At 64.7% G+C, this 25,324-nt stretch carries 24 protein-coding genes; 7 read left to right on the plus strand and 17 right to left on the minus strand.

Translation table 11 applies throughout. The features are described from left to right. Position 1 precedes the first annotated feature (1 nt). The 6 genes from LFT47_RS17755 to LFT47_RS17780 form a co-directional block, all read right to left on the minus strand. Positions 2 to 1,066 carry a Ppx/GppA phosphatase family protein gene (locus LFT47_RS17755; protein ID WP_236812709.1) on the minus strand — a complete coding sequence of 355 codons (1,065 nt, stop codon included), beginning with the start codon at positions 1,064 to 1,066 and terminating at the stop codon, positions 2 to 4. A gap of 71 nt (positions 1,067 to 1,137) precedes the next feature. Beyond that, positions 1,138 to 1,626 carry an SseB family protein gene (locus LFT47_RS17760; RefSeq protein WP_236812711.1) on the minus strand — a complete coding sequence of 163 codons (489 nt, stop codon included), beginning with the start codon at positions 1,624 to 1,626 and terminating at the stop codon, positions 1,138 to 1,140. 186 nt (positions 1,627 to 1,812) lie between these two features. After that, entirely contained in the window at positions 1,813 to 2,874 is a 1,062-nt protein-coding gene (locus LFT47_RS17765; RefSeq protein ID WP_236812713.1) for a hypothetical protein, read from the minus strand. Positions 2,875 to 3,052: 178 nt separating this feature from the next. Continuing rightward, positions 3,053 to 5,782, minus strand: a complete 2,730-nt coding sequence (gene topA, locus LFT47_RS17770) for a type I DNA topoisomerase (RefSeq protein ID WP_236812715.1) — start codon at positions 5,780 to 5,782, stop codon at positions 3,053 to 3,055. Positions 5,783 to 5,902: 120 nt separating this feature from the next. Next, on the minus strand, positions 5,903 to 6,544 hold the full coding sequence (locus LFT47_RS17775; RefSeq protein ID WP_236812717.1) for an ArsR/SmtB family transcription factor: 642 nt from the start codon (positions 6,542 to 6,544) through the stop codon (positions 5,903 to 5,905). Positions 6,545 to 6,580: 36 nt separating this feature from the next. Continuing rightward, on the minus strand, positions 6,581 to 8,254 hold the full coding sequence (locus tag LFT47_RS17780) for a DUF7059 domain-containing protein (protein ID WP_236812719.1): 1,674 nt from the start codon (positions 8,252 to 8,254) through the stop codon (positions 6,581 to 6,583). Positions 8,255 to 8,338: 84 nt separating this feature from the next. Between LFT47_RS17780 and LFT47_RS17785 the strand changes: the two genes are divergently transcribed. Beyond that, entirely contained in the window at positions 8,339 to 8,776 is a 438-nt protein-coding gene (locus tag LFT47_RS17785; protein ID WP_236812721.1) for a hypothetical protein, read from the plus strand. Between the two features lie 44 nt (positions 8,777 to 8,820). Further along, positions 8,821 to 9,357, plus strand: coding sequence for a hypothetical protein (locus LFT47_RS17790; RefSeq protein ID WP_236812723.1), 537 nt, complete (start codon positions 8,821 to 8,823; stop codon positions 9,355 to 9,357). Between the two features lie 9 nt (positions 9,358 to 9,366). On the opposite strand, the gene trhO is transcribed toward LFT47_RS17790, so the two are convergent. After that, complete coding sequence (gene trhO, locus LFT47_RS17795; protein WP_236812725.1) at positions 9,367 to 10,260, minus strand: oxygen-dependent tRNA uridine(34) hydroxylase TrhO; 894 nt, start codon at positions 10,258 to 10,260, stop codon at positions 9,367 to 9,369. Between the two features lie 125 nt (positions 10,261 to 10,385). Here trhO and LFT47_RS17800 point away from each other — a divergent pair, with 125 nt between their 5' ends. Both LFT47_RS17800 and LFT47_RS17805 read left to right on the plus strand, forming a co-directional pair. Continuing rightward, entirely contained in the window at positions 10,386 to 11,081 is a 696-nt protein-coding gene (locus tag LFT47_RS17800) for a GNAT family N-acetyltransferase (protein WP_236812726.1), read from the plus strand. Positions 11,082 to 11,146: 65 nt separating this feature from the next. Next, positions 11,147 to 13,471: a DEAD/DEAH box helicase gene (locus LFT47_RS17805; protein ID WP_442863479.1), complete on the plus strand. Its 2,325-nt coding sequence runs from the start codon at positions 11,147 to 11,149 to the stop codon at positions 13,469 to 13,471. A gap of 18 nt (positions 13,472 to 13,489) precedes the next feature. On the opposite strand, the gene LFT47_RS17810 is transcribed toward LFT47_RS17805, so the two are convergent. The 7 genes from LFT47_RS17810 to ssd form a co-directional block, all read right to left on the minus strand. After that, a complete protein-coding gene (locus tag LFT47_RS17810; RefSeq protein WP_336885419.1) occupies positions 13,490 to 13,921 on the minus strand; it encodes an Rv3654c family TadE-like protein in 432 nt (143 codons plus the stop codon). Beyond that, entirely contained in the window at positions 13,918 to 14,328 is a 411-nt protein-coding gene (locus LFT47_RS17815; protein ID WP_336885420.1) for a TadE family type IV pilus minor pilin, read from the minus strand. Before LFT47_RS17815 ends, LFT47_RS17810 begins: the two co-directional genes overlap by 4 nt. 227 nt (positions 14,329 to 14,555) lie before the next feature. Further along, positions 14,556 to 14,936, minus strand: coding sequence for a DUF4244 domain-containing protein (locus LFT47_RS17820; protein WP_236812730.1), 381 nt, complete (start codon positions 14,934 to 14,936; stop codon positions 14,556 to 14,558). Between the two features lie 174 nt (positions 14,937 to 15,110). Next, positions 15,111 to 15,761: a type II secretion system F family protein gene (locus tag LFT47_RS17825; protein WP_236812732.1), complete on the minus strand. Its 651-nt coding sequence runs from the start codon at positions 15,759 to 15,761 to the stop codon at positions 15,111 to 15,113. A 3-nt stretch (positions 15,762 to 15,764) separates the two neighbouring features. Continuing rightward, positions 15,765 to 16,559 (minus strand): hypothetical protein, encoded by a 795-nt coding sequence (locus LFT47_RS17830; protein WP_236812734.1) that lies wholly within the window; start codon positions 16,557 to 16,559, stop codon positions 15,765 to 15,767. Next, a complete protein-coding gene (locus LFT47_RS17835) occupies positions 16,556 to 17,821 on the minus strand; it encodes a TadA family conjugal transfer-associated ATPase (RefSeq protein WP_236812736.1) in 1,266 nt (421 codons plus the stop codon). Before LFT47_RS17835 ends, LFT47_RS17830 begins: the two co-directional genes overlap by 4 nt. Beyond that, the gene (ssd, locus tag LFT47_RS17840; protein ID WP_236812738.1) at positions 17,818 to 19,044 is read right to left on the minus strand and encodes a septum site-determining protein Ssd; all 1,227 of its coding nucleotides are present in this window, start codon (positions 19,042 to 19,044) and stop codon (positions 17,818 to 17,820) included. Before ssd ends, LFT47_RS17835 begins: the two co-directional genes overlap by 4 nt. A 160-nt stretch (positions 19,045 to 19,204) precedes the next feature. Here ssd and LFT47_RS17845 point away from each other — a divergent pair, with 160 nt between their 5' ends. From LFT47_RS17845 to LFT47_RS17855, 3 genes are all read left to right on the plus strand, one after another. After that, entirely contained in the window at positions 19,205 to 20,899 is a 1,695-nt protein-coding gene (locus tag LFT47_RS17845) for a bifunctional 3'-5' exonuclease/DNA polymerase (RefSeq protein WP_236812740.1), read from the plus strand. Between the two features lie 44 nt (positions 20,900 to 20,943). Continuing rightward, the gene (locus LFT47_RS17850) at positions 20,944 to 21,807 is read left to right on the plus strand and encodes a CHAD domain-containing protein (RefSeq protein ID WP_236812741.1); all 864 of its coding nucleotides are present in this window, start codon (positions 20,944 to 20,946) and stop codon (positions 21,805 to 21,807) included. A gap of 222 nt (positions 21,808 to 22,029) precedes the next feature. Next, the gene (locus LFT47_RS17855) at positions 22,030 to 22,230 is read left to right on the plus strand and encodes a YegP family protein (RefSeq protein WP_236812744.1); all 201 of its coding nucleotides are present in this window, start codon (positions 22,030 to 22,032) and stop codon (positions 22,228 to 22,230) included. Between the two features lie 67 nt (positions 22,231 to 22,297). Here the strand turns inward: LFT47_RS17855 and LFT47_RS17860 are convergent, their stop codons facing one another. Genes LFT47_RS17860 through LFT47_RS17870 form a run of 3 tightly spaced genes read right to left on the minus strand, consistent with a single transcriptional unit; the run spans position 22,298 to position 24,971 of the window. Beyond that, complete coding sequence (locus LFT47_RS17860; RefSeq protein WP_236812746.1) at positions 22,298 to 22,978, minus strand: NUDIX hydrolase; 681 nt, start codon at positions 22,976 to 22,978, stop codon at positions 22,298 to 22,300. After that, a complete protein-coding gene (gene nth / locus LFT47_RS17865; protein WP_236812748.1) occupies positions 22,975 to 23,766 on the minus strand; it encodes an endonuclease III in 792 nt (263 codons plus the stop codon). The genes LFT47_RS17860 and nth overlap by 4 nt, the downstream gene beginning before the upstream one ends. Before the next feature lie 11 nt (positions 23,767 to 23,777). Next, positions 23,778 to 24,971 (minus strand): hypothetical protein, encoded by a 1,194-nt coding sequence (locus LFT47_RS17870; protein ID WP_236812750.1) that lies wholly within the window; start codon positions 24,969 to 24,971, stop codon positions 23,778 to 23,780. Positions 24,972 to 25,324: the final 353 nt, after the last annotated feature.

Consider the following 25,324-nt stretch of genomic DNA (forward strand, 5'->3'; position numbering starts at 1 on the left):
GTTAGTTGGCCTGCCTCCCGGCGATGGGGATTGGTAAAGATACTGCCGCGGGCGCGGCCGTTCCGGTGTTGGCGCCCTGGCGTGGTACCGGTACCGCGCCTCCGAGCCCGACATGCGGAGCCGGGGCCAGCGGGCCATCGAAGATCAGCTGGTCGAGCCGGCGCAGGATCAATCCCTCGCGCAAGGCCCAAGGGCAGATCTCCATGCTGGGAAACTCGAACATTTCCAATGCGGCCTCGGCCACGAGGGCACCCGCAAGGATCTGCGCCGCCCGCGCATCCGAGACGCCCGGAAGGTACAGCCGATCCTCGACGGTCATGGCCGAGATCCGCTGCGCCCAGAGACCAAGGTCCGTGGCGTGGAGTTCGCGCTTGACGTACGGGCCGGCGCCGCTCGGTGCCGCGCCCGCGATGCGCGCAAGCGAACGGAAGGTCTTGGAGGTTCCGGCCACCAGGTTGGCCCGGCCCAGTTGCTTGAACTCACGCACCACGGGCTTGAGAGTGTGGCGGATGTACTTGCGCAGCTCTTTGACGCTCTTAGCCGTAGGCGGGTCATTGTGGAGCCAGTCCCTGGTCAAACGGCTGGCGCCAAGCGGTACTGACACTGCGAGCTCGGGCAGCTCGTCCTGGCCGAGCGCCATTTCGAAGGAGCCACCGCCGATGTCCAGGTCCAGGATTGGACCGGCGCCCCAGCCGTACCAGCGGCGGACCGCGAAGAACGTCATGGATGCTTCTTCGCTGCCGGTCAGTTCCTGCAGGGTCACGGTGGTCTCGTGCTTCACCCGGGCAAGGACCTCGACGCCGTTGGTGGCTTCGCGGATGGCCGAAGTACAAAAAGCCAGGAGGTCCTCGGCCTTGTGGCGGGCTGCGAACTCCCACGCTTCGAGGACGAATTCGATCAACTCGTGTTGTCCGGCGTCGTTGATGTTACCGTCGGCGTCCAGGAACTGAACCAGCGAAAGCGGTCGCTTATGGGAGGCAAACGCGACCGGGCGTGCGCCTGGATGCGCATCCACCAAAAGCAAATGGACGGTGTTGGAACCGATGTCTAGGACGCCAAGACGCATTCTGCCATTATTCCCCGATTCGAAGCGTGTGAAGCAAGTTCGACTGCCGATTCGTGCCGGCGGTTAGTCAATTAGTCCCGGGGTCCGTCGGTGCGTGCTTCGGCAGTTGGGTCGGCGGCTTCGTCGGCTTCATCGGCTTCGTCGGCTTCGTCGGCGCGGGTGAAGTCACGGCGGACGTTGGCGATGCCTTCCGGACCCATCTCGAAGCCGTGCTCGCTGCCGGGGTTGATCACGAGGCCCAGCTCGTCACCGATGCTGTCCAGAATCGCAGAACCGTGGGTGCCGAGGACGTTGGGTGCGGCCTCAAGGAAGTGCGACTCCACCCGGCTCGGGTGGCTGAAAACGGCGAGTACGGGCTGGCCCTCGGAGTTGGCGAGGACAAGTGGCTCCACGGCGGCGTCAGGCTTATCCAAGTTGTCGGTGCTCAGGATGTAGACCTCGTTGTTCAGGAAGGCCAGGATGACGTCCACCGGGTTCGCGTCGGGTTGCCCGGACTTTGCGAGCTTGGACTCAAGGTCGTTCAAAGGCAGGGATTCCGGGGGTGCAGGCTGATCTGTCATGATTCCACTCGATCACGGTTCCCCTGTCCGAAGCAATTCCCGGGCCTCTCGCTGGCCTCTCTCTGGCCTCGATCCCGGCCCTCCCGACGCCCGCCCGCCGTCGAGCCTGCCCGCCCGCCGTCGCGATCGTGGGTGCGGGCCGGGGGCTGCGTTCCGGAACGTAGCCCCCGGCCCGGACCCACGATCTCAGCCCCGAAGAAGCCTGAGCAAACGCACTTTCAGGCCGCGTTCGTCGAAGAGCCCTTTCCACTCAATGCGCAGGATCCGCCAGCCCTGCTCAGTCAGCAGTTTCTCCCTTTGCCGTTCTTCGAAGATCACTTCCGCAGTTGGCTTGTAGTCGAAATACTTTGCCTTGCCGTCGAATTCGAGCGCGGCCCGAAGGTGCGGCCACGCGAAATCGAACCGGTAGGCGCCACGGGGTGTTTGGACCCGCAGCTGGAGCACGGGATCCGGGAAGCCGAGCCTGGCGATCGCGTCCCGGGTCAGTGTCTCCCCCGGGGACTCGGACAACGGGTTCGCAAAGGCCAGTGCTTTTCGGACCGCGGTGACTCCCCGGGCACCGACCAGATTGGCGCACGCTGACTCCAGCCACTCACGATTGCATCCGAGCCTCAAGCCGTGGTCCACGAGAATCAGGCCCTGCCGATAATTAAGTATCTGCGCGCAGTCCAGAACGGTGCGGTCGAGTGCTGTCACTGGAAGTCCGTCAATCTCGATCCTCTGCCCGGGCAGGAGCGGGCCTGAATGGGCCCTGACGTCGGCAGCGTGGGATCCACTGGCTGCGTGGTAGGGAATGATGACGTGGATCAACTGGTCCGCCCTCCACAAAAACAAACGGTGCAGTCGTGCGGCGGAGGTGTGGCTGAACGTCAACCCATCCGCCGTAACGCGGAGGGTCCGATGGCAATACGCCGCCAACTGAGCGCGCTCCCGGCCATCGTCCGAAAGCCCATGCCAGAAGGTGCCCCGGACCAGGACGCCGGTCCGGACCCTCACCAGTGCGCCGGAGCGGAGGTTCTCATTGATGTGTCGCTTGTTCAGTCCTTGGGACAGCAATTCCTCCGTCCGCCACATGTTCCCGCCCGCGGGAAGCGGAGGCACTCCCGAGTTTGAGCGCGCCGAAAGCACAGCGGTTTGAGCGCCTGGCGGTGCAGAAGCTGCCGAGGACTTCGCCGGTTCCATGTAATCCCAAAGTTCCGCTAGCGGGTCCACCGGGACGACGGAGTCAATGTTTCCGTAACTGTTCACTGCACAAGCTTCGGCGAACAGCGGAGTGCCCGGAAGCAGCCAATCGAGCTATGTGGAAACCCGGAATTCCCTAATCATCCGACCAGCAGTCCGAACGGGAGTGATCCGGCAGCGTGCGTCTAAGCGAGGAACGAGCGAGCACGCAGAGGATTGCTCCCGTTCGGAGCTGCCCCCGAAACTACTTCTTCGCCGCAGCCCTCTTCGCGGGAGCCTTGCGGGCCGTCGTGGTGGTCCGCTTGACCGGGCCCTTGGCGCGCTTCTCGGCAAGCAGTTCGATGGCCTGCTCCCGGGTCAGCTCCTCCAAGGACGTGGCGCGCGGAACGGTGATGTTGGTGACGCCGTCGGTGATGTACGGGCCGAAACGGCCTTCCTTCACCACGATGTTCTTCTCCGAGACAGGGTCCGGACCGAACTCGGCCAGGGGCGGCACGGCAGCACGGGCACCACGCTGCTTCGGCTGGGAGTAGATTTCCAGTGCCTGGTCCAGGGTGATCGTGAAGATCTCTTCCTCGGATCCAATGGACCGCGAGTCCGTGCCCTTCTTCAGGTAGGGCCCGAAGCGGCCGTTCTGCACCGTGATGGGGTTGCCTTCGGCGTCCGCGCCGAGGACGCGGGGCAGGCTCATGAGTTGAATGGCTTCATCGAGCGTTACCGAGTCAACGGACATTGACTTGAAGAGCGAGCCTGTGCGCGGCTTGGCCTTGACGGGCTTCTTCGGCGGCTTGGGTTTGCCGTTTTTGTAGTACTCCACCGGCTGGTTTGCCAGTTGCTCTTCCGTCATCTCGGGGATGATCTCGGTGACATAAGCGCCGTAGCGGCCGTTCTTCGCAACCACGGTGTGCCCGGTGTGCGGGTCTGCACCCAGGACACGTTCCTCGGGGGCAGCCGTTTCCATCAGCTCCACGGCTTTGGCCGCAGTGAGCTCGTCCGGTGCGAGGTCCTCGGGGACGTTGGCACGCGCCGACTCCACGACCTCGCCGGTCTTGGGATCGATAGTGGGGATCGAGCTTTCCAGGTACGGGCCGAACTTGCCGACTCGCAGCGTAATACCTTCGGCGATCGGCACCGAGTTGATCTCGCGCGCATCGATTTCACCGAGGTTGTTGACGATGCTCAGGAGACCCGGATCGGCGTCTTCACCGTAGTAGAAGTGCTTGAGCCAAGCAGCACCGACGGCCTGGCCGTTGGCGATCTTGTCCAGGTCACCTTCCATGTCCGCCGTGAATTCGTAGTCCACGTAGTCGGTGAAGTGCTGCTCCAGCAGGCGGATCACGGAGAAGGCGATCCAGCTGGGAACCAGCGCAGACCCTTGCTTCCGGACGTAGCCGCGGTCCTGGATGGTGGAGATCGTGGACGCGTAGGTGGACGGACGGCCGATGCCGCGCTTTTCCAGCTCTGCCGTCAACGATGCTTCCGTGTACCGCGGCGGCGGCGAGGTCTCGTGGCCAACGGCAACAATTTCCGAAGCGGTGAGGGAATCGTCCTTGGCCACGTTGGGCAGGCGCCGGGCTTCGTCGGAATCGTCGTCGCCGCGGCTCTCGTCCTTGCCTTCTTCGTAGGCCGCGAGGAAGCCCGGGAAGGTGATGACCGTTCCGGATGCCGAGAACTCGGCGTCGCGACCATCGCTAGCCACTGCGCCGAGGCGGATGGTGGCGGTGGAGCCCTTGGCGTCGCCCATCTGGGAGGCAATGGTGCGCTTCCAGATGAGTTCGTAGAGGCGGAAAGCGTCGCCGGTCAGGTGGTTGGCCACCTGGGCCGGTGTGCGGAAAGAGTCACCCGCGGGGCGGATGGCTTCGTGGGCTTCCTGCGCGTTGGCGGCCTTGTTGGCGTAGACGCGCGGAGACTGGGGCACGTACTCGGGACCGTACAGTTCGGCGGCCTGGCGGCGTGCGGCCGTGAGGGCTTCGTCGCTCAAGGCGGACGAGTCCGTACGCATATAGGTGATGTAGCCGTTTTCATACAGGCGCTGGGCGATCTGCATGGTGCTCTTGGAGGAGAAGCGCAGCTTGCGTCCGGCCTCCTGCTGAAGGGTCGACGTCGTGAACGGCGCCGCGGGACGGCGCGTGTAGGGCTTGGTGTCGACCGAACGGACGCGGAAGTCCGCGTTCTCGAGTCCGGCGACCAACGACGTCGCGAGTTCCTCGTTGAGGTGCACCGCGTTCGCGGAGGTGAGGACACCGTCGTCGTTGAAGTCACGGCCGCTGGCTACCTTCGCGCCGTCGACGGCGGCAAGCTTCGCTTTGAACGTCGCGGAGCCGGTACCGAACTGGCCGGTCAGGTCCCAGTACGATGCGGACTTGAAGGCCATGCGTTCGCGTTCACGGTCGACCACCATGCGGGTCACCACGGACTGAACTCGGCCGGCCGACAGGCCACGGGCAACCTTGCGCCACAGCACCGGGGAGATTTCGTATCCGTACAGGCGGTCCAGGATGCGGCGCGTTTCCTGGGCATCGACGAGGGCGCTGTCGACGTCGCGCAGGTTGTCCATGGCGCGGTGGATGGCTTCCTTGGTGATTTCACCGAAGGTCATGCGGTAGACGGGAACCTTGGGTTTCAGGACCTCCAGGAGGTGCCACGCGATGGCCTCGCCCTCGCGGTCCCCATCGGTTGCGAGATAGAGCGCGTCAGCATCTTTCAGCTGGGCCTTGAGTTCGGCGACTTTTTTCTTCTTGTCCGGAGACACGACGTAATACGGTTTGAAGTCGTTCTCGATGTCTACGGCGAACTTGCCCACCGAGGTCTTCTTCAGTTCTGCAGGGAGGTCCGAGGGCTGTGGGAGGTCGCGGATGTGACCGATCGAGGCCTCGACAATGAAGCCTTCGCCCAGGTACTTGGCGATGGTCTTGCTCTTGGCCGGAGACTCCACGATCACGAGTTTCTTGCCGGTTTTTGCCTTGCTGGGCACGGTTCTCCTACAGAAAAATGAATTGCTTGGGCTCGTGCCCATATTGGCCTAGTTCACCATATTTTGCAGAATCGTGCGTTTTCATGTGCACAGTTGGTGTGGAGGATCAGTGAGTCTGGGCTATGTTGAAGACGGCGTCCGGTCGTCTGGAATCATCGACCACATCGTAGCGATTCGCACCGCTCCTTCGGGAATCCGCGTGGGATCTTCGAGTTCATATGACCTGATGAGGTTCTGGAATTTGGCCTTGAGATCCGTCCGCTGATCCGGAGTCAAGTAAAGCAGATCGCTGGACAGCACCATGGCGGCTGCCTCGTTCGCGGCCTCTCCGCGCTGGCGCCGCTCACCCCGGGCCCGGGTAAACGCGGTGGCCCGACGCCGGAAGGCGTCCAGTTCGAGTTCGACGACGGCGATCTCCGGGCTCGGAGCGTTGCCGCCGGATTTGATGGTGAAGTCCGAACCCGCGGCCTTCCAACGGCGTTCGCGCGCATCGCCCTCGTTGTCCGCAGCCGTCACAATCCCCCATTTCTGGAGGGCCCTCAAGTGATAGCTCATGGCGCTCGGCGTGAGCCCTGTCTGCGCGGCGAGCTCCGTGGCCGTGCGGCTCAACTGCGTGGAATACAGCTCCGAGATGACCTCAAGCCGGGCGGCATGCGCAAGCGCACGGATCGCTTTGGGGTCGGTGATCTCCACCGTCTTCTCGGGCCGTTTCCGGCGCTTCGGGGATGCCAGCCCGGCGGGTCCCCCATTGTCTTCATTCACCGGAACAGTTTATCCGCCGGTGCCGGCGCAAATGTCCTATGCCGCGGGAAGCAGGAAGCCGTCGCGGACAAGGTTCTCCACGTCCGAAAGCAGCCGTGCGCGGAATGCGTCGTCGTCGAAGTCGTCCGCTCCACCCAGCAGAGCGGCCAAGGCACCGATCAGCTGGCGGACGGACAACTCGCCGTCACATGCCGACACGAAGCCGGCGAGCTCGGTGCTCAGTAGATTCGTCCGGCGCAGCCCCGCGCCTTGGCGCAACAGGATGACGCCTGGGTGTTCGGCGCCGGGCCGCTGGTGGCGTTCCTCGGTCACGTCTTCGGCCACTACCAGGTGGGCGTCGGAGAGCTCGTCGGTGACCAGCCAGTCGGCGCGTTCGACGGCGGCGGCAAGGTGCGGGCCGATCGGTTGCTCGATGGGGTAGGTGATTTCTTCGAAACGGGTCTGCGCAGTTCCTGGATACTCGCCCAGCGGCCGCCGGAGCCAGATCATTCCGAAGCCAATTGCCTCCACATTGCGGGACGCGAAGTCCTCCAGGTAGGCCGCATAGGCATCACGGTAGAGCCTACGGTCGCGGCCTTCGGAGGCGTCCTGCAACCACGTCTCCGCGTACAGCTCGGGACTCACCTGTTCCCGCTGGATGAACCACGCCTCCGTGCCGGACCCCGCCAGCCACGACGCAGGCCGTTCGCTCCAGCCGCTGCCCGCAGGGATCTCCCAGTTGCCGAGCATCTGCGCCGTGCCGCCGGGCGCGAGGACATCGGGCAGCGTGCGGACGAGGTTGGCGACGATGTCGTCGCCGGGCAGCCCGCCGTCGCGATAGGTGAACTGCTCCGAAGAGTGCTCGCCGGCACTTCGCGGCGTAATGACGAAAGGCGGATTGGACACCACCAGATCGAAAGTCTCACCGGCCACGGGTTCCAGGAGCGAGCCCAGCCGCAAGCTCACCCGCGATTCGAGATCAGCAGGGTCAACGTGCAGGGCCTCCGCATTGAGCATCAGATTAAAGCGGGTGAACGCGAGGGCCCGTTCGGAGATATCCGTGGCCGTGACGTGCTCGCAGTGGTGCAGGAGATGGAAAGTCTGGATCCCGCAGCCCGTCCCGAGGTCGAGGGCGCGTTTCGAGTGCCGCCGGATGGTGGTCTGGACAAGCGTGGTGGATGCCTGCCCGATGCCCAGCACGTGGTCGTGCCGGAGCACGCCGGGCTGCTGGTGGGCGGCGAGATCGCTGGAGACCCACAGATCGGCGCCGCCGCTCCGACTGTTGTCTGCTCCGGAGTCGCCCTCCCAGCCGTACGGCCGCAAATCCACTTTGGCAGCGACAGCGCCGCCGTCGTTCTTCTCCACCAAGCCAAGCTCAATCAGGCCCGAGGTGCGGACGCGCGGCAGGGCGGCGTCGACGTCGCCTTCGGTTTGCGGGACAGCGAGAAGCCACAAACGTACGACGACGGCGAGCGCGGCTTTCGCGCGGTCCGTCGCCGGGTCTCCGGTCAAGGCAGCCGGTTCGGTGACGATGAGTGCAGGGATGAGCTGATCCCGGGCGAGAGCGGCGTGAGCGGACCCTCCCAGAAGTGCTGCCACGCCGTCCACGGTGTAGCCAACGTTCCGCAGGTCGTCGGCGAGCGCTGTGAGCAGCTCGGGAAGGTCGCTGCGCGGAGCGTCGAGGGTGGCGGGGGCGGTCCCAAAGATGGCGGGCGTTGCGGGATCAGTCACCGTTCAAGTCTATTGGGGGTAGCTGGCGGGTCTCGCCGGGTTCCGGCGTCGGCGGGGAGGCGTTCGAGCAGGTAGCGTTGAATCATGGCATTTCACCCCTCCACTTGGCGTCGCGCCGCACTTTTGCTCATCGCCGCAGCCACCCTCGCGATGACGGCGTGCTCCTCGGGAGGGTCTGTATCCAACGCCGACATCCCCGCGTGGAAGGCGACAACCATGCCCTCGGCAGCCGGGGTCGTCCTGGAGGACTCCGGGAAAATCCTGAACCGCGACCCCCTGGTCAAGAGCTTCGCGAACGTCGCCGCCGGTAGCTACACCTTGACTGTGGCCTGCGACGGCGGCGGCAAGGCATTCTTCGACGTTTCCTCGGGCCATACGCAGATCACAGAGGCCGGGGCGGCATGCAATGGCAGCCGCGAAACGTCCCGTATCAAGATTCCCTCGACAGGTCCGCTGAGCATCAGCGCAAGCAGCGTCGATGCTCCCGTGATCTACGCGTACCAACTGGTACCGGCTTCGTAACCCGCCCCCTCGTTCGGGCCTACAGCCCGGCGTAGAGTCGGATGATGGGGTGGGCACGCGCCCTGAAGGTAGCGACGACGCGGCCGGCGATTCCCGCCGTCGTGCTTTGCGGTGTGCTCGTGTGCGGCACCATGGCGTCGTGCGAATACACCTACGGGGACGGTCGTGCGGCGGCAAGCAGTCCGCCGTCGGCGGCCATCACGGATCCGGTACTGACGCGAGACCCTGGGCTGGGACAAACCGTCACGGGCGACGCGCTGAAGGCCTGGGCGCAGGACGTGCTTCCGGACGTGAACGGGCTGTCCTTCTATAGCAACTTCGGCGTGTTGTCGGCCGGCGAATCCCGCGACGAAGAGACCACCCAGCTTCCCGGGGGCACGTACGCGGTGACTCTGGCGTGCCGAGGTGCCCGCAGCGCCGAATTCATCGTGCGGAACGGAAGCGAAGTCCTCACCGATGTGATGCTGCGGTGCGGCACCACAAGGGTCAAGGTCCTGAAGCTGGACACGGACGCCATCCTGGTTATCACGATCACCGCCAATGCACCGGCGAATTTCGCGTACCGGGTGAGCCGGATCTGATGACCGGAGCTAGGCAGCGCAGCCTTCCGGGCAACGCAACGTTTCCGGGCTCGAGGCACATTCCGCGCAGTACAGTGTGAGGTTGCGGCAGCTCAGATTGGAGCAATTTTCAAATTTATTGGTGGGCGCCTGGCAGCGGACGCATTGGCCGATGGTCTTGGCGTCCTCACTGAATTCCACGTGCATGCGTTTGTCGAAAACGTACAAGGAGCCTTCCCACAGGCCCTGGTCCTTATAGGTTTCGCCGTAGCGGACAATCCCGCCGTCGAGTTGATAAACCTCCTTGAAACCGCGGTTCACCATGAGGCTGGACAGGACTTCGCAACGGATTCCGCCTGTGCAGTAGGTGACGACAGGCTGGTCCTTGAGATCGTCGTATTTTCCCGAGTCGAGTTCCTTGATGAAGTCGTGGGTCGTGGCGACGTCGGGAACAATCGCGTCCTTGAACTTGCCGATCTGGGCTTCGAAGGCGTTGCGTCCGTCGAAGAACTTCACATCCTTCCCGGCCGCCCTCTTTTCCTCCAGGAGCGCGTGGAGCTCTTCAGGCTGAAGGTGGGTGCCGCCGCCGACGACGCCGTTCTCATCCACCTTCAGTTCGCCGGGGGCGCCGAAGGACACGATCTCATCGCGAACCTTGACGCTGAGCCTCGGAAAGTCGTCGGCTCCGCCTTCGGACCATTTGAAGTCGATACCGTGGAAGCCCTTGTATTCCTTGGTGGTCTTCACGTACTGCTTGACGTTGTTCAGTTCCCCGCCAACTGTGGCGTTGATGCCGTCGCGCGAAATAAGGATGCGTCCGGTCAGGCCGAGCTTCTCGCACAGGGCACGCTGCCAGAGCCGAACGGCGTCCGGGTCCGCAATCGGAGTAAAGCCATAGAAGAGCACAATTCTGTTTAAAGCCACGTATTTAAGGGTACTTGGTGGCCCCAAACCCAGCTGTCGGGCCGTCGTCGGGCCGCCCTAAGTGTTAATGGAGCTGTTACTGACCGCCCCTGTTGATTCCCAGACCGCTGGCATAGTCTCTCTACATGAGTCACGACGCCTTGGTTGAAGACATCGCTGAGCTGCTCGAAGTCTGGGTGGCTGGCTGGTCCGGGTCCCGGAGCTATGAAACGCGAAAGGAAGGCCGGTTCCCGGCAGCCCTGCGTGCGGACAAAACCGGCGATTGGGAATTCTTCGCACATGACCCGTCGGATGCCGAATTCGCCGAGCTGGCTGCCAAGACCGCCCAGGCGGACACTCGTATCCTGACGATCCTCACGAACGACGCCGGCCGCTATACCCAGTTGGCCCGCGAGAACGGGCTGAACGTCACCTCCGATTCCCAGACCATGATGATCGTGGACATGGGGACACAAGATGCGGAAGATCCATGGCTCTCGGATGACGACCTCAAGCTCACCACCTTCGACAGCAAGGGCGTCCATTACGCCGTGGTCCATGCCGGCGAAGAGGTGGCAGCCAGCGGCCAGGTATACGTGGTCAAGCAGACAGCAGTGTTCGACAAAATCGTCACCGAGCCCAACTACCAGCGCCGGGGCCTGGGCAGTTTCATCATGAAAGCCCTCGCCGCGCAGGCATTTCAATACGATGTTGAAAGCGGTCTGCTCCTGGCTTCGTTGGATGGACAGCATCTCTATTCGCACCTTGGCTGGAAGCACGTGTGCCAGGTGCTCATGATGTCCACCAAACCGGTCGACGAGACTGACCTGTCTGTGGCGTAGCCGGCCTTCGGCGCCGGTCGGTTCCGGCGCGGTGACAGAATGTTCAAGTGAACGCAACTGAATCGATGATCTCCCTTCTGGGCAGGAGCCCGGACCCGGAGCAGTTGCGACACGTCCGCACTATTCCGGCGCGCCAGGCGATCCATGAGCCATGGCCGGCCTGGACCCATCCCGATGTCGTTGCCGCCTACGGAACCTTGGGCATCCACGAACCGTACCGGCACCAGATCGAAGCAGCCGAGCTCGCCCACTCCGGCCAGAACGTCGTCATCGCCACGGGGACCGCCTCCGGGAAGTCGCTCGCCTATCAGCTGCCTGCCCTCGACGCGATCCATCGTTCCGAGTTGCGGGTGCTGTCCGAGCCGGGCAGGATCCACGACGACGGCGCCGTCACCCTGTATCTCTCTCCCACCAAAGCACTTGCAGCCGACCAGCTGGCAGCGATCCGCGCCCTCAAGCTCCCCACGGTCCGGGCGGAAACGTACGACGGCGATACCGAGCAGTCCCAGCGCCGCTGGATCCGTGATCACGCCAACTTCATCCTCGCCAACCCCGACATGCTGCACTTCGGGATACTGCCCAACCACACGTGGTGGGCCCGTTTCTTCCGTCGGTTGCGGTACGTCATCGTGGACGAGGCCCACAGCTACCGCGGGGTGTTCGGGTCCCATGTCGCCAACCTCATGCGGCGGCTCCGGCGAATCTGCGCCTACTACGGTGCCGGCACCTCCTTTCCTGAACCGGTCTTCATTGCGGCGTCGGCGACAGCGTCGGACCCCGGCACATCCTTTGCGCGGCTGATTGGCACTCCCGTCCGCGAAGTTTCCGAGGACTGTTCACCGCATGGCTCCACTACGGTGGCTTTTTGGGAACCCGCCCTGACCGAGCTGAAGGGCGAAAACGGGGCAAAATCCCGCCGGACCGCCGTGGCCGAGACCGCGGACTTGCTGGCCAATCTGGTGTCCTCCCGTGTCCGTACCATCGCCTTCATCAAGTCCAGGCGCGGCGCAGAAACAATTTCGTCGATCACCAAACGCCTCCTCGATGAGGTGGACCCCAGCCTGCCCCAACGGGTTGCCGCGTACCGCTCCGGCTATCTCCCCGAGGAGAGACGGGCTTTGGAAAAGGCATTGCGTTCCGGTGAGCTGCTTGGCGTCTCCAGCACATCGGCATTGGAATTGGGTATCGACATTTCCGGACTCGATGCAGTGCTGGTAGCCGGCTGGCCCGGGACGAGGGCATCCCTGTTCCAACAGATCGGACGAGCGGGGCGTGCAGGCCAAGACGCCATTGCGGCCTTCGTGGCAAGCGACGATCCCTTGGACACTTACCTCGTCAACCATCCGGAGGCGATCTTTGATGTGTCAGTCGAGGCCACCGTCTTCGATCCCGGAAACCCCTATGTGCTCGGGCCCCACCTGTGCGCGGCAGCCGCCGAGCTCCCGATCGGCGTGCCCGAACTTGAGCTGTTCGGGCCAACATCCGAATCCCTGCTGAATCAGCTGGTGGAACAGGGTTACCTGAGGAAACGGCCTGCGGGCTGGTTCTGGACCCATCCCGAGAGCGCCGCAGCCATGGTGAACCTCCGGGCAGATGGAGGCGGCCCCGTAAGCATCGTTGACTCCGAGACTGGCTCCCTGTTGGGCACCATGGACTCGCCGCAAACCCACTACCAGGCCCACACAGGCGCGATCTATGTGCACCAGGGCGACAGTTACTTGGTCGAGGAACTGAACGAAGAGGACCATTGTGTAGTGGTTCGTCGAACCAACCCGGACTACTACACCACAGCACGGGACGTGACCCAGATCGAGGTCCTGCAGACTCTCCGGACCATGGAATGGGGCGATATCGCGGTCCACTTCGGCGAAGTGAGGGTAACAACACAGGTGGTCTCCTTCCAACGCAAGGCACTGATTTCCAATGAAGTTTTGGGGGAAGAACCGCTGGAACTCGGGGCCAGGGATCTTTTCACCAAGGCGGTATGGTTTGTGGTTCACAACCGTTCGCTGACTGGAGCAGGCCTCGTTGAGGCGCAGTTCCCGGGTGCGCTTCACGCCGCCGAGCACGCCGCCATCGGGCTTCTCCCGCTGGTCGCTTCGAGTGATCGTTGGGATATCGGTGGAGTCTCAACGGCGCTCCACGCCGACACCGGAGTTCCCACGATCTTTGTCTACGACGGCCATCCAGGCGGTGCCGGATTTGCCGAACGTGGCTTCGAAAAAGCCAAAGTGTGGTTGACCGCCACAAGGGACGCCATCAAAGCATGCGAGTGCGATACCGGCTGCCCTTCCTGCGTCCAGTCCCCCAAATGCGGCAACAAGAACAATCCGCTGGACAAGGACGCCGCAGTCACGCTGATCAACGTGCTCCTGCGGGACGCGGCTTAGACGCCGGTCCGGGCTGTTCTAGGGAGGAGGCCCGGCGCGAGAGCGGCCGGTCGCGGTCCCGAAGACTGCGCCGCGGTCCAGCTCAGTGCGGATCTCCACGATCCCGCCTTCGCCCACCGTGCATGCCGACAGCGAAGCTCCCTGCCGCGCGGCCGTTTCGCTCGCGACCACGCAAGGATCTCCCGTGGTCAGGCCGCGGGCTGCGTCGGCTCCTGCCAGCGCCGCGAGATCGGCGGCAGATGCTGCGCGGTGCCCCATCGCCACGGCCTGGGCCAGCATGAACGCCGCCGCCATGCAGATCATGACAGCAAGGCCCAGAGCAACGGCGAGGATGGTTCCCGAACCGTATTCCGCAACACGCCCCCCATCGCTGGCGCGGGCGCTACCTGCCCTCACGCCGCGCTTCGCCTCGCCGGAGCCATCGCTGGCGCGGGCGCTACCTGCCCTCACGCCGCGACCTCTTCCACAGCGGCTTCGAGCCCAAGCAACGGCACAGAACCTCTGAAATCCACAACGCCATCCCGGGCGAGGAATGGAACGGTGGCCGCCGACGATTGCGGGGCCTCTCCCCTTGCCGATGCCGTCGCCGAAAGCCTCCACGGGATGAGAGAGCCCAACGGGCCGGCGACCCGGGCGGAGACTGTGACGTTGATCCATTCGCCGTCTTCGGAAACGGCAGCCGAGGCGCCATCGCCTGCCAGTCTTCGAACGATTCCGTCTACGACCGCGTGGCCATCTCCGCGGGCGAGGGCCCTGGCTCCTGCCCTGGCCGCCTCTTCCAAGCGAAGCTGCGTAATTCCCGCGGCCGATCCTGCCAGAAGCAAGGCCAAAAGAAGCAGGACAGCTGGCAGTGTCACCGCGAATTCCGCAGTGACGGCGCCGTGGTCCCTCTCAGGGCAAGCATCTCGCCGACGGTCCCTCCGCGGGACATCCAGCTTCTCCGTCGGAGAAGGCCGTCTGATCGAAGGAGGCCACTGCAGCGCACTTCCCTCAGCGGAACGGGGTTGCTTCGCGGCGAACCGCCAAGCCAATACCCGCTGATGAATCGAATTCCCCGCACGGCGCTCTGAACCCCACCGCGGCGTCATGGCAGGGAGAGCGCGCTGCGAATGAGGTTGAGGAGGAAGCCACGCACTTCCTCGCTGCGAAGGATGACCACCAAGAGTCCGGCGAAGCCCACTGCGGCAAGCGTTGCGATTGCATATTCGGCCGTTGCCATCCCCAGCTCGGATCCCATGAGCCGCATCTTCGACCGTTTCGGAGCGGCAGATTCGTCGCTGGGCCGCGCACGGCCTGTTTCAACGTTGGAATGCAGGAGGGTTGGCAGCCGAACGGGCTTCCTTCCCGACGAGCCCGGGAACAGTTCAAGGACCTCGGCCTCAGGCCGAGGAAGGGATACCTGCGCAAGGGGCAGGGCGGTCTGGGCGGTATCGACGGTGTGGGCGGTATCGACGGTTGCGTTCATTTCAGTTCCTTTCTTCGCACCGGCTTGGCTGCCGGCCGTACTTCGACTCTTCCGTTGGCATTTGGGCTTCGAAAGGCCTCAAGTCTCCTAAGTGGAAAACTCGCTTCTGACCTTTCCTGTGGAGGGAAACTGGCATGTGCGGCAACGCTCAAGTCGACCCGGGCGGGGCCCCGGCTATCCCCCGGACGGAAGCATGGCCAACAGCACCGGGACGACCCCAAGACAAATGAAGGCCGGCAAGGAACACAAACCCAGTGGAATCACGAGTTTCACTCCGAGCGCGGCAGCGCGCTTTTCCGCCATCCTGAACTGTTCACGCCGGAGGCGAGCGGCCTGGGCATAAAGGATGGCCGAGGATGGCGCGCCGGTCAGGGCAGCGAAGGCGAGCGCATCCTTGAGCTTGCGCGCTTCAACGCACAGCTGGCCCGGACTCCGCCATGCCGTTTCCCACTCCGCTCCGATGTCGAGTGCCGCAACCACGGTCCCCAGGGTGCGGCCAAGCTGCGGGGACGCGCATCCGGCGATCAACTCAAGGGACCGTCCGAGCCCCGCCCCGGAGTCGAGCATGGCAGCCACCAACTCCAGAATCATCGGTACATTGCGCAAGCCTTCCTGGCCCTCGGGATTCGGGAAAGCAGCGACGGACTCACCCCTGCGAACGTTCCCTGGCGGGCCGTTGCGCCCGGACGTGCCGTTCCTTCCAGGTGAGCCGCGAAGCATCCGCAAGGCTGTGCGCCGCTGGATTCTTCCCTGATACGCCAGCTCGAGAATTGCTGCGAAGATCAATGTCAGGGACACCGCGAGTGCAGGAAAGGCCGAGCCCATCAGTCAACGCCCCGCTGCGGCATGCACCAATCGAGATGACCAGAGCCTGCCAGCGACGGTCAGGACGCCCCCGGCCGCGAGCGCTGCCAATCCGGCGCCGTTGGCCAGCAGGACCCCCAGCGGGTCCACGCCCAGCATCATGCCCAACCCCAAGCCGAACACCGGCAGCCACGTCAGAAGGCGCACCGTGGCTTTCGGGCCGGCCAAGGCAGTTTGCCGCGCATCACCGGCGTCGTCCTCGGCCTCAAGCTGGGCGGCGAACCGGGTCAGCACGTCGGCTAAGGGACAACCACTCGCCTCCGCAACGTCCAAGCATGCAGCAAGCTCTCCCCAGATTCGGCGTTCCACGGAGTTCCCGCCCTGAAGATCCTTCGCTGACGACGCCCTGATGGCTCCGGCCACCGACGTCCCCATCATCGAGGCCGCCCGCGCAGCCGCGAGAACTTGGAGAGACCCAGACGACAGCTTTCGTCGCGCATCAATGACTTCCGCGTCGCTTGAACCAAGGCGGCGTTCCCTGCCTCCATGCACCATCCAGAGTTCCTCCCAGAGCCTCGACGTCGAACGGCCTCCCCGGAGGAGAGCGGCCAACTGCTGTACGAGAACCGTGAGCGGCAATGCGTCCGCGCGAGGGCGTCTCCGCAGCGTGCGCGCCTCAGCCCCGGCCACGGCCCCAGCCGCTGCAGAAGCCGAGAGAGCACCCGGCAGGGCACGCACCACCCGTTTGCCAAGTCGCCGGGACGGTTGGAAGACCATCCACGCAGCGGCCGCCAGGACGAGGACGAGGAGTCCGCTCACGCGACCGCCCCAAGATGATCTGAACGGGAAATCGGTCCTGCTGACCCGGGCAGTGGCATAGGCAGGAGCCCGGGATCCAGTTCAAGACGCGATGCGAGGTCACGCCACGCGGGGCCGGCAACGGCGGCGCCCGCCCGCAGTTCGACGGCCGGCACGATCGATTGGCCTGACGCATCCTCCGACAACAATCCAATGCAGGAAACTCTTCTACCGGCCGGCGTCCGCTCGACATGAACCACTGCGTCCAATGCCGTGGAAAGCTGCAATTGAACGGCTTCCCGGCTCAAGCCTGCGAGCGCGCCCAACGCCACAAGCCTGGCCGGGACGGCGGACGCAGTGTTTGCGTGGATTGTGCCGCCGCCACCCGTGTGGCCGGTATTGAGTGCCGTCAACAGCTCACGGACTTCTGCACCGCGGCACTCGCCCACGATCAACCGGTCCGGCCGCATCCTCAGCGCCTGGCGGACGAGTTCGCCGAGGTCGAGTGCGCCACTGCCTTCAAGGTTTCCGTGCCTGGACTCAAGGGAGACGACGTGCGGGTGCACCGGATTCAGCTCCGACGCGTCCTCAATCAGGACGAGCCGATCACGCGGGCTGCTCAAGCCGAGCATCGTGGACAGTAGTGTGGTCTTCCCGGAACCGGTGGCCCCACTGATCAGGAAGCTCAACCGGTGGTCTACGATGGCCTGCAGCATCTGCTGGAGGCGCGTTCCGAACATGCCTGCATCACGCAGCTCGTCCATGGAGAAGACCTCCTCGCGCCGGATCCGAACGGACAACAAAGTTCCGGCGGCGGAAATCGGAGGCAACACTGCGTGCACCCGGTATCCGCCGTCGAGACGGACATCGACGCACGGCGAACCGTCGTCCAAACGACGCCCACCGGCCGCCACAAGCCGGGAGGCCAAGGCACGGATCTGAGGTTCGCCGTCGAAATGCACCCGTGCCCGTTCCAGCCCCTTGCCGCGGTCAAACCACACCGAGTCCGGGCCATTCACGAAGATGTCCGTCACCGAGGGATCGCGTGCAAGCTGTTGGAGCGGTCCAAGTCCGCTCAGTTCGGCGCTGATCGATTCGACGGCGGCAAGCGCCCCTGCGGTTCCGAGCAGCCTGCCCGTGGCGTGGACCGCCGCCGCCACGCGCGATGGAGTGACCGGTCCGGCGTCGGCCATGACGGTTTCCCGCACGGTTTCAAGGAGCGCGGCGTCCACGAGCCGGGTATTGCGTCGGCGCTCGCCGCTGGGGAATGCAGGGGTACTCATGCCGCGCCGTCGTCGAGTAGTTGGAGGACGGATTCCGCAAAGCGATGCACGGCCTTGCGCTTGCCGAATTCCAGAAGGCGTCCGAGTTCAGCCGCCGCGGCAGTACCGCGGAGTTCGGGGAGCACTCCGTGAAGCGGCAGCCCCAGCGATTCGGCAATGAGGGGTCCGTCGAGCGCCGAACCGGCATTCCCCCGGACCACCAGGGCTGTGTCCACGGGCGGCAGCTCCTGCAGAAGCCTGGCCGCAGCTACTGCACCCCGGAGTAGAGCCGGTGCCACGAGAAGGATCCTGTCGCAGTCCCAGGCGAAACTGCCAAGCGACTCCGTTCCGCGGCCGATGTCGACGATGACCAGTTCAAATCCCCGCCGCGCCGCATCAAGGACAGTCGCGACGGCTCCGGGCTCCACATCCGGGGAACGGTCGGGACTGCCCGGCCAAGATAAGAAGGAGAATCCTCCAGCTACGGGCAGTGAGTCGCTCAGCTGCCCGGTGCCGATGCTGCCGCTGGCACCGGAAAGATCCGGCCAGCGCAGTCCGGGTACATCTTCAGCGGCCAGGCAAAGCTCAAGCCCCCCTCCCCGGGGATCACCATCAACCAGCAGCGTCCGGACTCCGTGGAGGGCCGCTTCCTGGGCCAGCCAGATGGCAGCCGTGGACGCGCCCGCACCCCCGCATCCTCCCGTCAACCCGAGCACCAGTCCTCCGGGGTCCGGTTCACGGGACCTGCCGAGGTGCTCCGCCAGCCAGGCTGCAGCTTCCGGCAATACGGCCACGCGTTCGGCCCCCAGCGCCGCTCCCAATTGCCACAAAGAGTCCTCCTCGCCGTTGAGGCCCAGCAAGATGGAAGGTGCACGACGACGGGGCGGAAGTTCGCGGACATCGCTGCCGATAAGCACCATCCCCGCGGTGTCCCACATGGGCAAGGCAGCGGATGAATCGACGACTGTCCGGAAACTGACACCGACGGCGGCTGCGATCCTTTCGGTTTCGGCTTGCAGCCTGACATTCGCCGTCACCAGAAGGACTTCCCCGGAATTGGCAGGAAGCCAGGGCCCTCCAGAAACCGGGTCTGAGGACGCCGGGTCCGGCTCGGCTCCGGACAATGGACCCGATCTTCCGGGCCGCGGGCGCCCACGTTGCAGCGCCGTCGGGCCGCCCGCGCCGTGATACCCGACCCCGTTTCCCCGGCTGTTGTGGCTCCGTTCGAGATGTTGCCCACTCATGAAGCCACTCTCTCCGTTCCACCACGAGCGTTGAAGGCACGTATCGGCGTATGTGGATAAGCAACGACAACAAGCCCTGTGGGGGACGGGTCGTACATCGCGGACGGCAGCTGTCCGCAAGGTGCAGGGTTCCGCGGAATCACAAGGCAGAATTGTCAGCATGTACCTGCTGCTCGCCCCCCATCCAGACGGCGCAGCCATCCTGGAAAGCAATGCTGCCGGAGTAGCCGTGGCGGAGCCGCGCGTCGTACGAAAGTCCGATCTGGCCGGCGTCGTCAGCGTGTTGGAGAAGAGCCGTCCGCGCTGGGTCTGGAACCGGACCCAGGATTGGTACCCGGCGATGCTCCAGGCCGGGGTGGAACTGGAACGTTGCCATGACCTCACGCTCTGCCGCGCCATCCTCGTCCATTCCGAGTTCACGGCCCATACGGACTATGCCCGCAGCGCGGAAAAACTCACTCTAGACGACGACATCCCGGTTCCGCCTCGGGCCCTCCAGCCTCCCCCGCCGCCCGCCAATCAGGACGCGCTGTTCGACGACCTCGTCCCGCGCAGCACCGAGCCGGGCCTGCAGGAGGTCCGGGCCGAGTTCGCGGCACAGCAACACGCGCTCGGCCAGGCCTCCAAGGAGGAAGGCCGGCAGCACCGCCTGAAACTGCTGCTCGCTGCGGAATCCGCCGGCACGATGATCGCCGCCGAAATGCAGTTCACGGGTGTGCCGTGGCAGGAGGCGTTGCACGAAGAAATCCTGGAAGGCCACCTCGGTCCCCGGCCTCCCGCCGGCCACCGCCCAGCCAGGCTAGAGGCTCTCTGCAACGAGCTTCGCGGGATTCTCCAGTCTCCGAAGCTCAATCCGGATTCACCCCAAGACCTCATGCGTGCGCTGCACCGGAACGGGATCGAAGTAAAAACCACCCGCCAGTGGGAGCTCAAGGAATCGAAGCATCCGGCCATCGAGCCACTGCTGGAGTACAAGAAACTCTCCCGCTTGTTCACTGCCAACGGCTGGTCGTGGCTGGACGCGTGGGTGAGCGACGGGCGGTTCCGTCCTGAGTACGTGGTGGGTGGCGTGGTTTCCGGCCGTTGGGCGTCCAGGGGCGGCGGGGCGTTGCAGATTCCCCGCCAAATCCGGGGCGCGGTGCATGCCGACCCGGGGCACAAATTGATCGTCGCAGACGCCTCCCAGCTCGAGCCGCGGGTTCTGGTGGCGCTGGCGCTGGATTCGAAAATGGCCGAGGCTGCGCGCGACAAGGACTTGTACGCCGGCATCGCCGCGCAGGGCTTCGGTGGCGACCGTTCGAAAGCCAAGATCGCACTACTCGGCGCAATTTACGGCGCCACCACGGGCGAATCCGGTCGCCTCATGCCTCAGCTGACCCGCACTTATCCCCGGGCAGTCGGCTTCGTCGAACAGGCCGCCCGCGACGGCGAAGGCGGCCGCACCGTGACCTCAAGGTTGGGCCGCAGCAGCCCGCCGCCGTCGGAACGCTGGATCCGCAGCCAGCAATCCACGACGGCGGAGGAACAGCGGCGCGCGGACAGCATCGCCCGCTCGCGGGGCCGTTTCACGCGGAACTTCGTGGTCCAAGGTTCCGCTGCGGACTGGGCCTCGTGCTGGCTTGCCGAACTTCGACGGCGGCTGCGCACCGCGCGGAACGACGGCTTGCCCGCCGGGGAACTCGTGTTCTTCCTGCACGACGAGGTCATGGTCCACGCGCCTGAAGAGTCGGTGGAAGCGTGCATCAAGGCCATCGAAGAGGCCGCGGCCGCGGCGAAGGAATTGCTGTTCGGGCGGGTTCCGGTGGAATTTCCGGTGAGTGTCGCCGTCGTCGATTCCTACGACAAAGCGAAGTAATCGGCGCTATTGCCCCGGGCGCAACAGCAGAGGACGATTGCCCCGTGGGACACAAAGGCCACGCACCACTGGCTGCATATATCGCCTTCCAACTGACCGAGTTGGAAGGACAATTACCGCTGATCGCAACGGCCGATCCGGAAGCCGTGCACAACGCCAGGCTTGCCCTTCGCCGGCTCCGTTCAGTGCTTAGCTGCTATCGCGGCATGATCCCGAAACTCCCCCGGCCGGCCCGTGAGGAAGTCAGCTGGCTCGCCACGTCGCTCGGTGAGTCCAGGGACGCCTATGTCCTGGCGCAGAGAATACGGCTATCCCTCGACACCAAGGATTCCTGGAAAAGCCCCGAGGCCGTGCGCGTGGCCGTGGAGGAACTGGAAGCGTCCAGCGCCCGGCTCGCCGCTTCCCTTGGAAGCCACAAGCGCAGCAAACGCACCGTGCGGGCCGCAAGGGCAGCGCTACTGGAGGTCCCCGCCGCCAGGGAATACAAGCACCCGACGGCGGACCTCGCCGAGCGCCTCCAGGCACGGTGGGAGCGGTTGCAGCACAGCCTCGCTGAGCAGGCGGGCAGCAGCGACCCCGAGGTACGCAACGCAGCGCTCCACCAGGCGCGCAAGGACGTCAAGTGCCTCCGTTACTCGGTGGAGGCAGTTGCGGACGCCTTCACCCATCATGCTTCCGGGGTGATCCAGCCGGCGATCGGCCTGCAGCGGTTGTTGGGCGAGCAGCATGACGCCGTCGTGGCTGGCGAATGGATCAGGGAACTGGCAAAAAGCCCCGGCATTGACGCCGAAGATGCCCAAAGGCTGGAATCGATGGAGGCCCGGCGGCGACTCAACGCGGAGGAAGAGTTCCGCATGGCGATCGCCGAATACCCGGTGCCGGCCCCCAGGCGCGCGCTGATCTTCTGAAGCCCGGAACCCTAGCCGCCGGCGGGTCCGAAAGCGAGTCATATGGCGGAAACGAACCTGGCATGACCCGGGCAAGTAATGTACCCCAAAGTAACTTCAACACCCCCGTTCCTTCTGGATAGTCTCGTCTTGTGGCGTTCGAAGTGAGGAGCGCCACAGTGCAAAGACGCACTGACTTTGCGAGTCAGCGTGCAAGGCAGTATCCAAGGGGGAACAGCAACGATGGCTGGACGATTCGAAATTCTCAAAGACGGCGAAGATGGCTACCGGTTTCGGTTGACCACTGCCGATGGAACCCTGGTGGCGGAATCACCGCGGTTCAAACACCTGAAAGCCGCCGTTGCCGGAATCAACGCAGTGCGTGAAAATGCCGCTACGGGCATCGTCGTGGATCGCTCAAACACGGCCCGGCGCGCAGCGTAGCCGGAGCCAGCAGCGTAGCCGGAGCCGGCGGCGCGGCCTGGGGCGCGCACGGAGCTACGCCGCGAGGCTAGATCTCGATTTCAAGCAGGCGTTCCGTGTCCCAAGGAACAGTCCAGCCCAAAGCGTCGAACAACCCGCTGAGCACCATCCCGGTGAAACCCCACACCACAAGTCCGTTGACTTGGAAAACGGGGCTCGAGAAGGTCTGGCCGAGCCGGGTGAGCGTCCCGGTGTATCGGTTGTCGGGATCCAGGAGGTCCCGCACCGGAACGCGGAACACTTGCGCGGATTCGGCGTAGTCCACCACCCTCACAGGCGACGGCGACGCCCACCACGCCAGGACCGGTGTGACCACAAAATTGCTGCGGATCAGGCCGAGTTCCGGCATGACGCCCAGCACCTGCACGCCACCGCTGTCCAGGCCGGTCTCCTCCTCGGCTTCCCTGAGGGCCGCCGCGACGGCTGACTCATCCCCGGGATCGATGCTGCCGCCTGGGAACGCCACCTGCCCCGGATGGTCGTCCAGGGTGTGGGCGCGTTCCAGGAGCAGCACGTCCAGATCCGCCGGGGCCACTGGTTTCGCGGATTGGGCGGGAACGTCGTCCAAGACGCCGAAGAGCATGAGTACGGCCGCTTTTCGCGCCTTGTCCGGATCCACGGTTGCGGCGGCGATCCGCGGATCAGGGCCGGGATGCAGCCCGGAATCGATCCTGGTGATGAGGCTGACGAGGTCCTCGAGCGCGGTCATGCCGGTCTCCTTTGCGATTCCATCCGAATCTCAGCCGCGCGATGGGTCTCGGCAAGCAGCTTTGCGAGAAGCGTTTCGTTGCCCGGCGCCAATTCGTACTTGAGCAACTTGGCCGCTTTCACGGGATCCTTTTCGCCTTCGCCATAACTCGGGCACCAGTTGGCCACCGCACACGCCCCACACGCCGGCCGGCGCGCATGGCAAACCCTGCGCCCGTGGAAAACCACGCGGTGGGACAGCATGGTCCAGTCCCTGGGCTCGAACAGTTCCGCGACGTCGAACTCGATCTTCACCGGATCCTCGGACCTCGTCCAGCCGAACCTGCGCGCCAGCCTGCCAAAATGGGTGTCCACAGTGATTCCCGGAACGCCGAACGCATTTCCCAACACCACATTTGCCGTTTTACGCCCGACGCCGGGAAGCGTCACGAGATCCTCCAGCCGGCCGGGAACCTCGCCGTCGAACTCGTCCACCAAGCGCGTGCTGAGCGCCACCACGTTCTTCGCCTTGGCACGGAAGAAGCCCGTAGGCTGCAGGATCGCCTCCAGCTCGGCAATCTCAGCCTCGGCCATGCTCCGGGCATCCGGATAGCGTGCGAACAGGATCTTTGTGACTTGGTTGACCAGCACGTCCGTGGTCTGGGCGGACAGCACCGTGGCCACTACCAGCTCGAACGGGTTCCGGAAATCAAGCTCAGCGTGGGCGTAGGGATAGAGCTCAGCAAGCGCCTTGTTGATTTTGCGCGCGCGCCGCTTCAGTGCCAGCGGGGTCTCGACGGCGGTGTCCACGGCCGGCCTGGTTAGCCGCGTTCGATGTGGCTGAGATCGCGCAGGATGCCCACACTGCCGTCGGTATCCTGCACGAGGAATTCTTCGCCGCGGTCTTCGAGGGCCAGGACCCACGCGCCCGGTTCGATGGTGAAGGCGGGCATTCCTGTGCGCTCGTCGACAACGACGCGGGGATGGGCCACGGCGAACCAGAATGCCTCGTACCCGGAGGCATGGTAGGACTCGTCCTTTCGAGTGGCTGGATCCACCGTAGCGCCGATGGGCTCGTGCGCCCGGGGCTGATCGACCGTGCCGATGTGCTGGGTGGCTGCCCCGGCTCCCAGATCCGGGCCACCCACGATCGGCGTAGCCATAGTGGCGGTAGGCAGGTGCTTGGGCTCCTCGGGTGTAGGGGCCGGCGCCTCACGCCCGCCGTCTGCAACCGCGGCTTCTGTGGACGCTGCGGGTACGACGGCGGCGGGCACGGCTGCCGCGACGGCGGCCGCCTCAGTGGCCGCGGGTTCAGGGGCCGCGGCTTCTGGGGCGCCGGCCTCAGGGGCAGCGACGGGTGCGGCTGAGGCGGGTGCGGCAGGTGTCTCTACGGGTGCCGGGGTGGCTGCTGCCGGCTTAGGCTTGGCGGGCTTCGGCACGGCCGGCTTGCGGGTTGGAATGGCCGATTCCCGAGCCACAACGTGTGCTGGCTGTTCTTCCCGGTCCTGGAAATCGTCGCGGAGGAGCGGCAAGTGGGGAGCCAGGACCGTCGCGGCCAGAAGACCTACCGAGCCGATGAGCCCGACGAGCACGAAAACGGTAAACGCGCCTGCAGCGGACAGGAAGTACAGGGTCAGGGCGAACGACGCCACGACGGAAGCGAACTGGTCGGTCGAAAGGGAACCGATTCTCACAATGTTCCCCGGCTGCAGGCGACGGGCAACGAACAAAGCGGTAACTACGAGGGGAAGAATGATGCCCAGTGCCAGGAAGAAAAGGTTGTCAAGGTTCCACAGGTTGTAGCGCCCGCCAAACATCGGCAGGAGCGACCCCACGAACATCAGCAAGGTGGAGCCGAAAACGGTCGCATCCCGGATAGTGAACGGACCCAGCACGGCCTGGTACTTCGGGGAGGTCATGCTGCCGGGCTCTGGCGCCCCGGATCCAGCTGCTGCTTCGGGGGCCGTTCCAGGCGCGATTGCACCGTATTTCGGACCTTGGCTCGTCTGGTTCATATGCAAATCTCCTTTGTACGGCGGCGCCCGGTACGCTGCCGCACGAGGCTGCAGCCCGTGTTTTCGGGCCAGGCCAGGCGGCGAGATTTCGCGTCTCGAGACCTCTTCAGCCTATGCCACGCGTCTGACAGTCCACTAGTTGGCACCGGCGCCGAGGCAGGCATGCTGCGCCGTAACATTCCCCGCGTTGGAGCCAAGGGAAAGCCTTCAGCGCCGTTCGGCGCGAATCACCAGCCGCTCACTGTCCGGATTGTGACGGCAGACACTTGTTGTCGGCCCAAAACGCTAAGGTGGGTTCCGGAAAAGCTCTTTGCGGAATCCCGTGAGGCGCCGTAGCCCAACGCCGTGCACGA

Source organism: Arthrobacter sp. FW306-2-2C-D06B (assembly GCF_021789175.1).
GTDB lineage: Bacteria > Actinomycetota > Actinomycetes > Actinomycetales > Micrococcaceae > Arthrobacter.

Excerpts from the sequence above, each read along its gene's own strand:
- LFT47_RS17755 (WP_236812709.1), bottom strand. The coding sequence starts at position 1,066 with ATGCGTCTTGGCGTCCTAGACATCGGTTCCAACACCGTCCATTTGCTT.
- LFT47_RS17760 (WP_236812711.1), bottom strand. The coding sequence starts at position 1,626 with ATGACAGATCAGCCTGCACCCCCGGAATCCCTGCCTTTGAACGACCTT.
- LFT47_RS17785 (WP_236812721.1), top strand. The coding sequence starts at position 8,339 with ATGGCATTTCACCCCTCCACTTGGCGTCGCGCCGCACTTTTGCTCATC.
- LFT47_RS17790 (WP_236812723.1), top strand. The coding sequence starts at position 8,821 with ATGGGGTGGGCACGCGCCCTGAAGGTAGCGACGACGCGGCCGGCGATT.
- LFT47_RS17800 (WP_236812726.1), top strand. The coding sequence starts at position 10,386 with ATGAGTCACGACGCCTTGGTTGAAGACATCGCTGAGCTGCTCGAAGTC.
- LFT47_RS17805 (WP_442863479.1), top strand. The coding sequence starts at position 11,147 with ATGATCTCCCTTCTGGGCAGGAGCCCGGACCCGGAGCAGTTGCGACAC.
- LFT47_RS17820 (WP_236812730.1), bottom strand. The coding sequence starts at position 14,936 with ATGAACGCAACCGTCGATACCGCCCACACCGTCGATACCGCCCAGACC.
- LFT47_RS17825 (WP_236812732.1), bottom strand. The coding sequence starts at position 15,761 with ATGGGCTCGGCCTTTCCTGCACTCGCGGTGTCCCTGACATTGATCTTC.
- LFT47_RS17835 (WP_236812736.1), bottom strand. The coding sequence starts at position 17,821 with ATGAGTACCCCTGCATTCCCCAGCGGCGAGCGCCGACGCAATACCCGG.
- ssd (WP_236812738.1), bottom strand. The coding sequence starts at position 19,044 with ATGAGTGGGCAACATCTCGAACGGAGCCACAACAGCCGGGGAAACGGG.
- LFT47_RS17845 (WP_236812740.1), top strand. The coding sequence starts at position 19,205 with ATGTACCTGCTGCTCGCCCCCCATCCAGACGGCGCAGCCATCCTGGAA.
- LFT47_RS17855 (WP_236812744.1), top strand. The coding sequence starts at position 22,030 with ATGGCTGGACGATTCGAAATTCTCAAAGACGGCGAAGATGGCTACCGG.
- LFT47_RS17860 (WP_236812746.1), bottom strand. The coding sequence starts at position 22,978 with ATGACCGCGCTCGAGGACCTCGTCAGCCTCATCACCAGGATCGATTCC.
- LFT47_RS17870 (WP_236812750.1), bottom strand. The coding sequence starts at position 24,971 with ATGAACCAGACGAGCCAAGGTCCGAAATACGGTGCAATCGCGCCTGGA.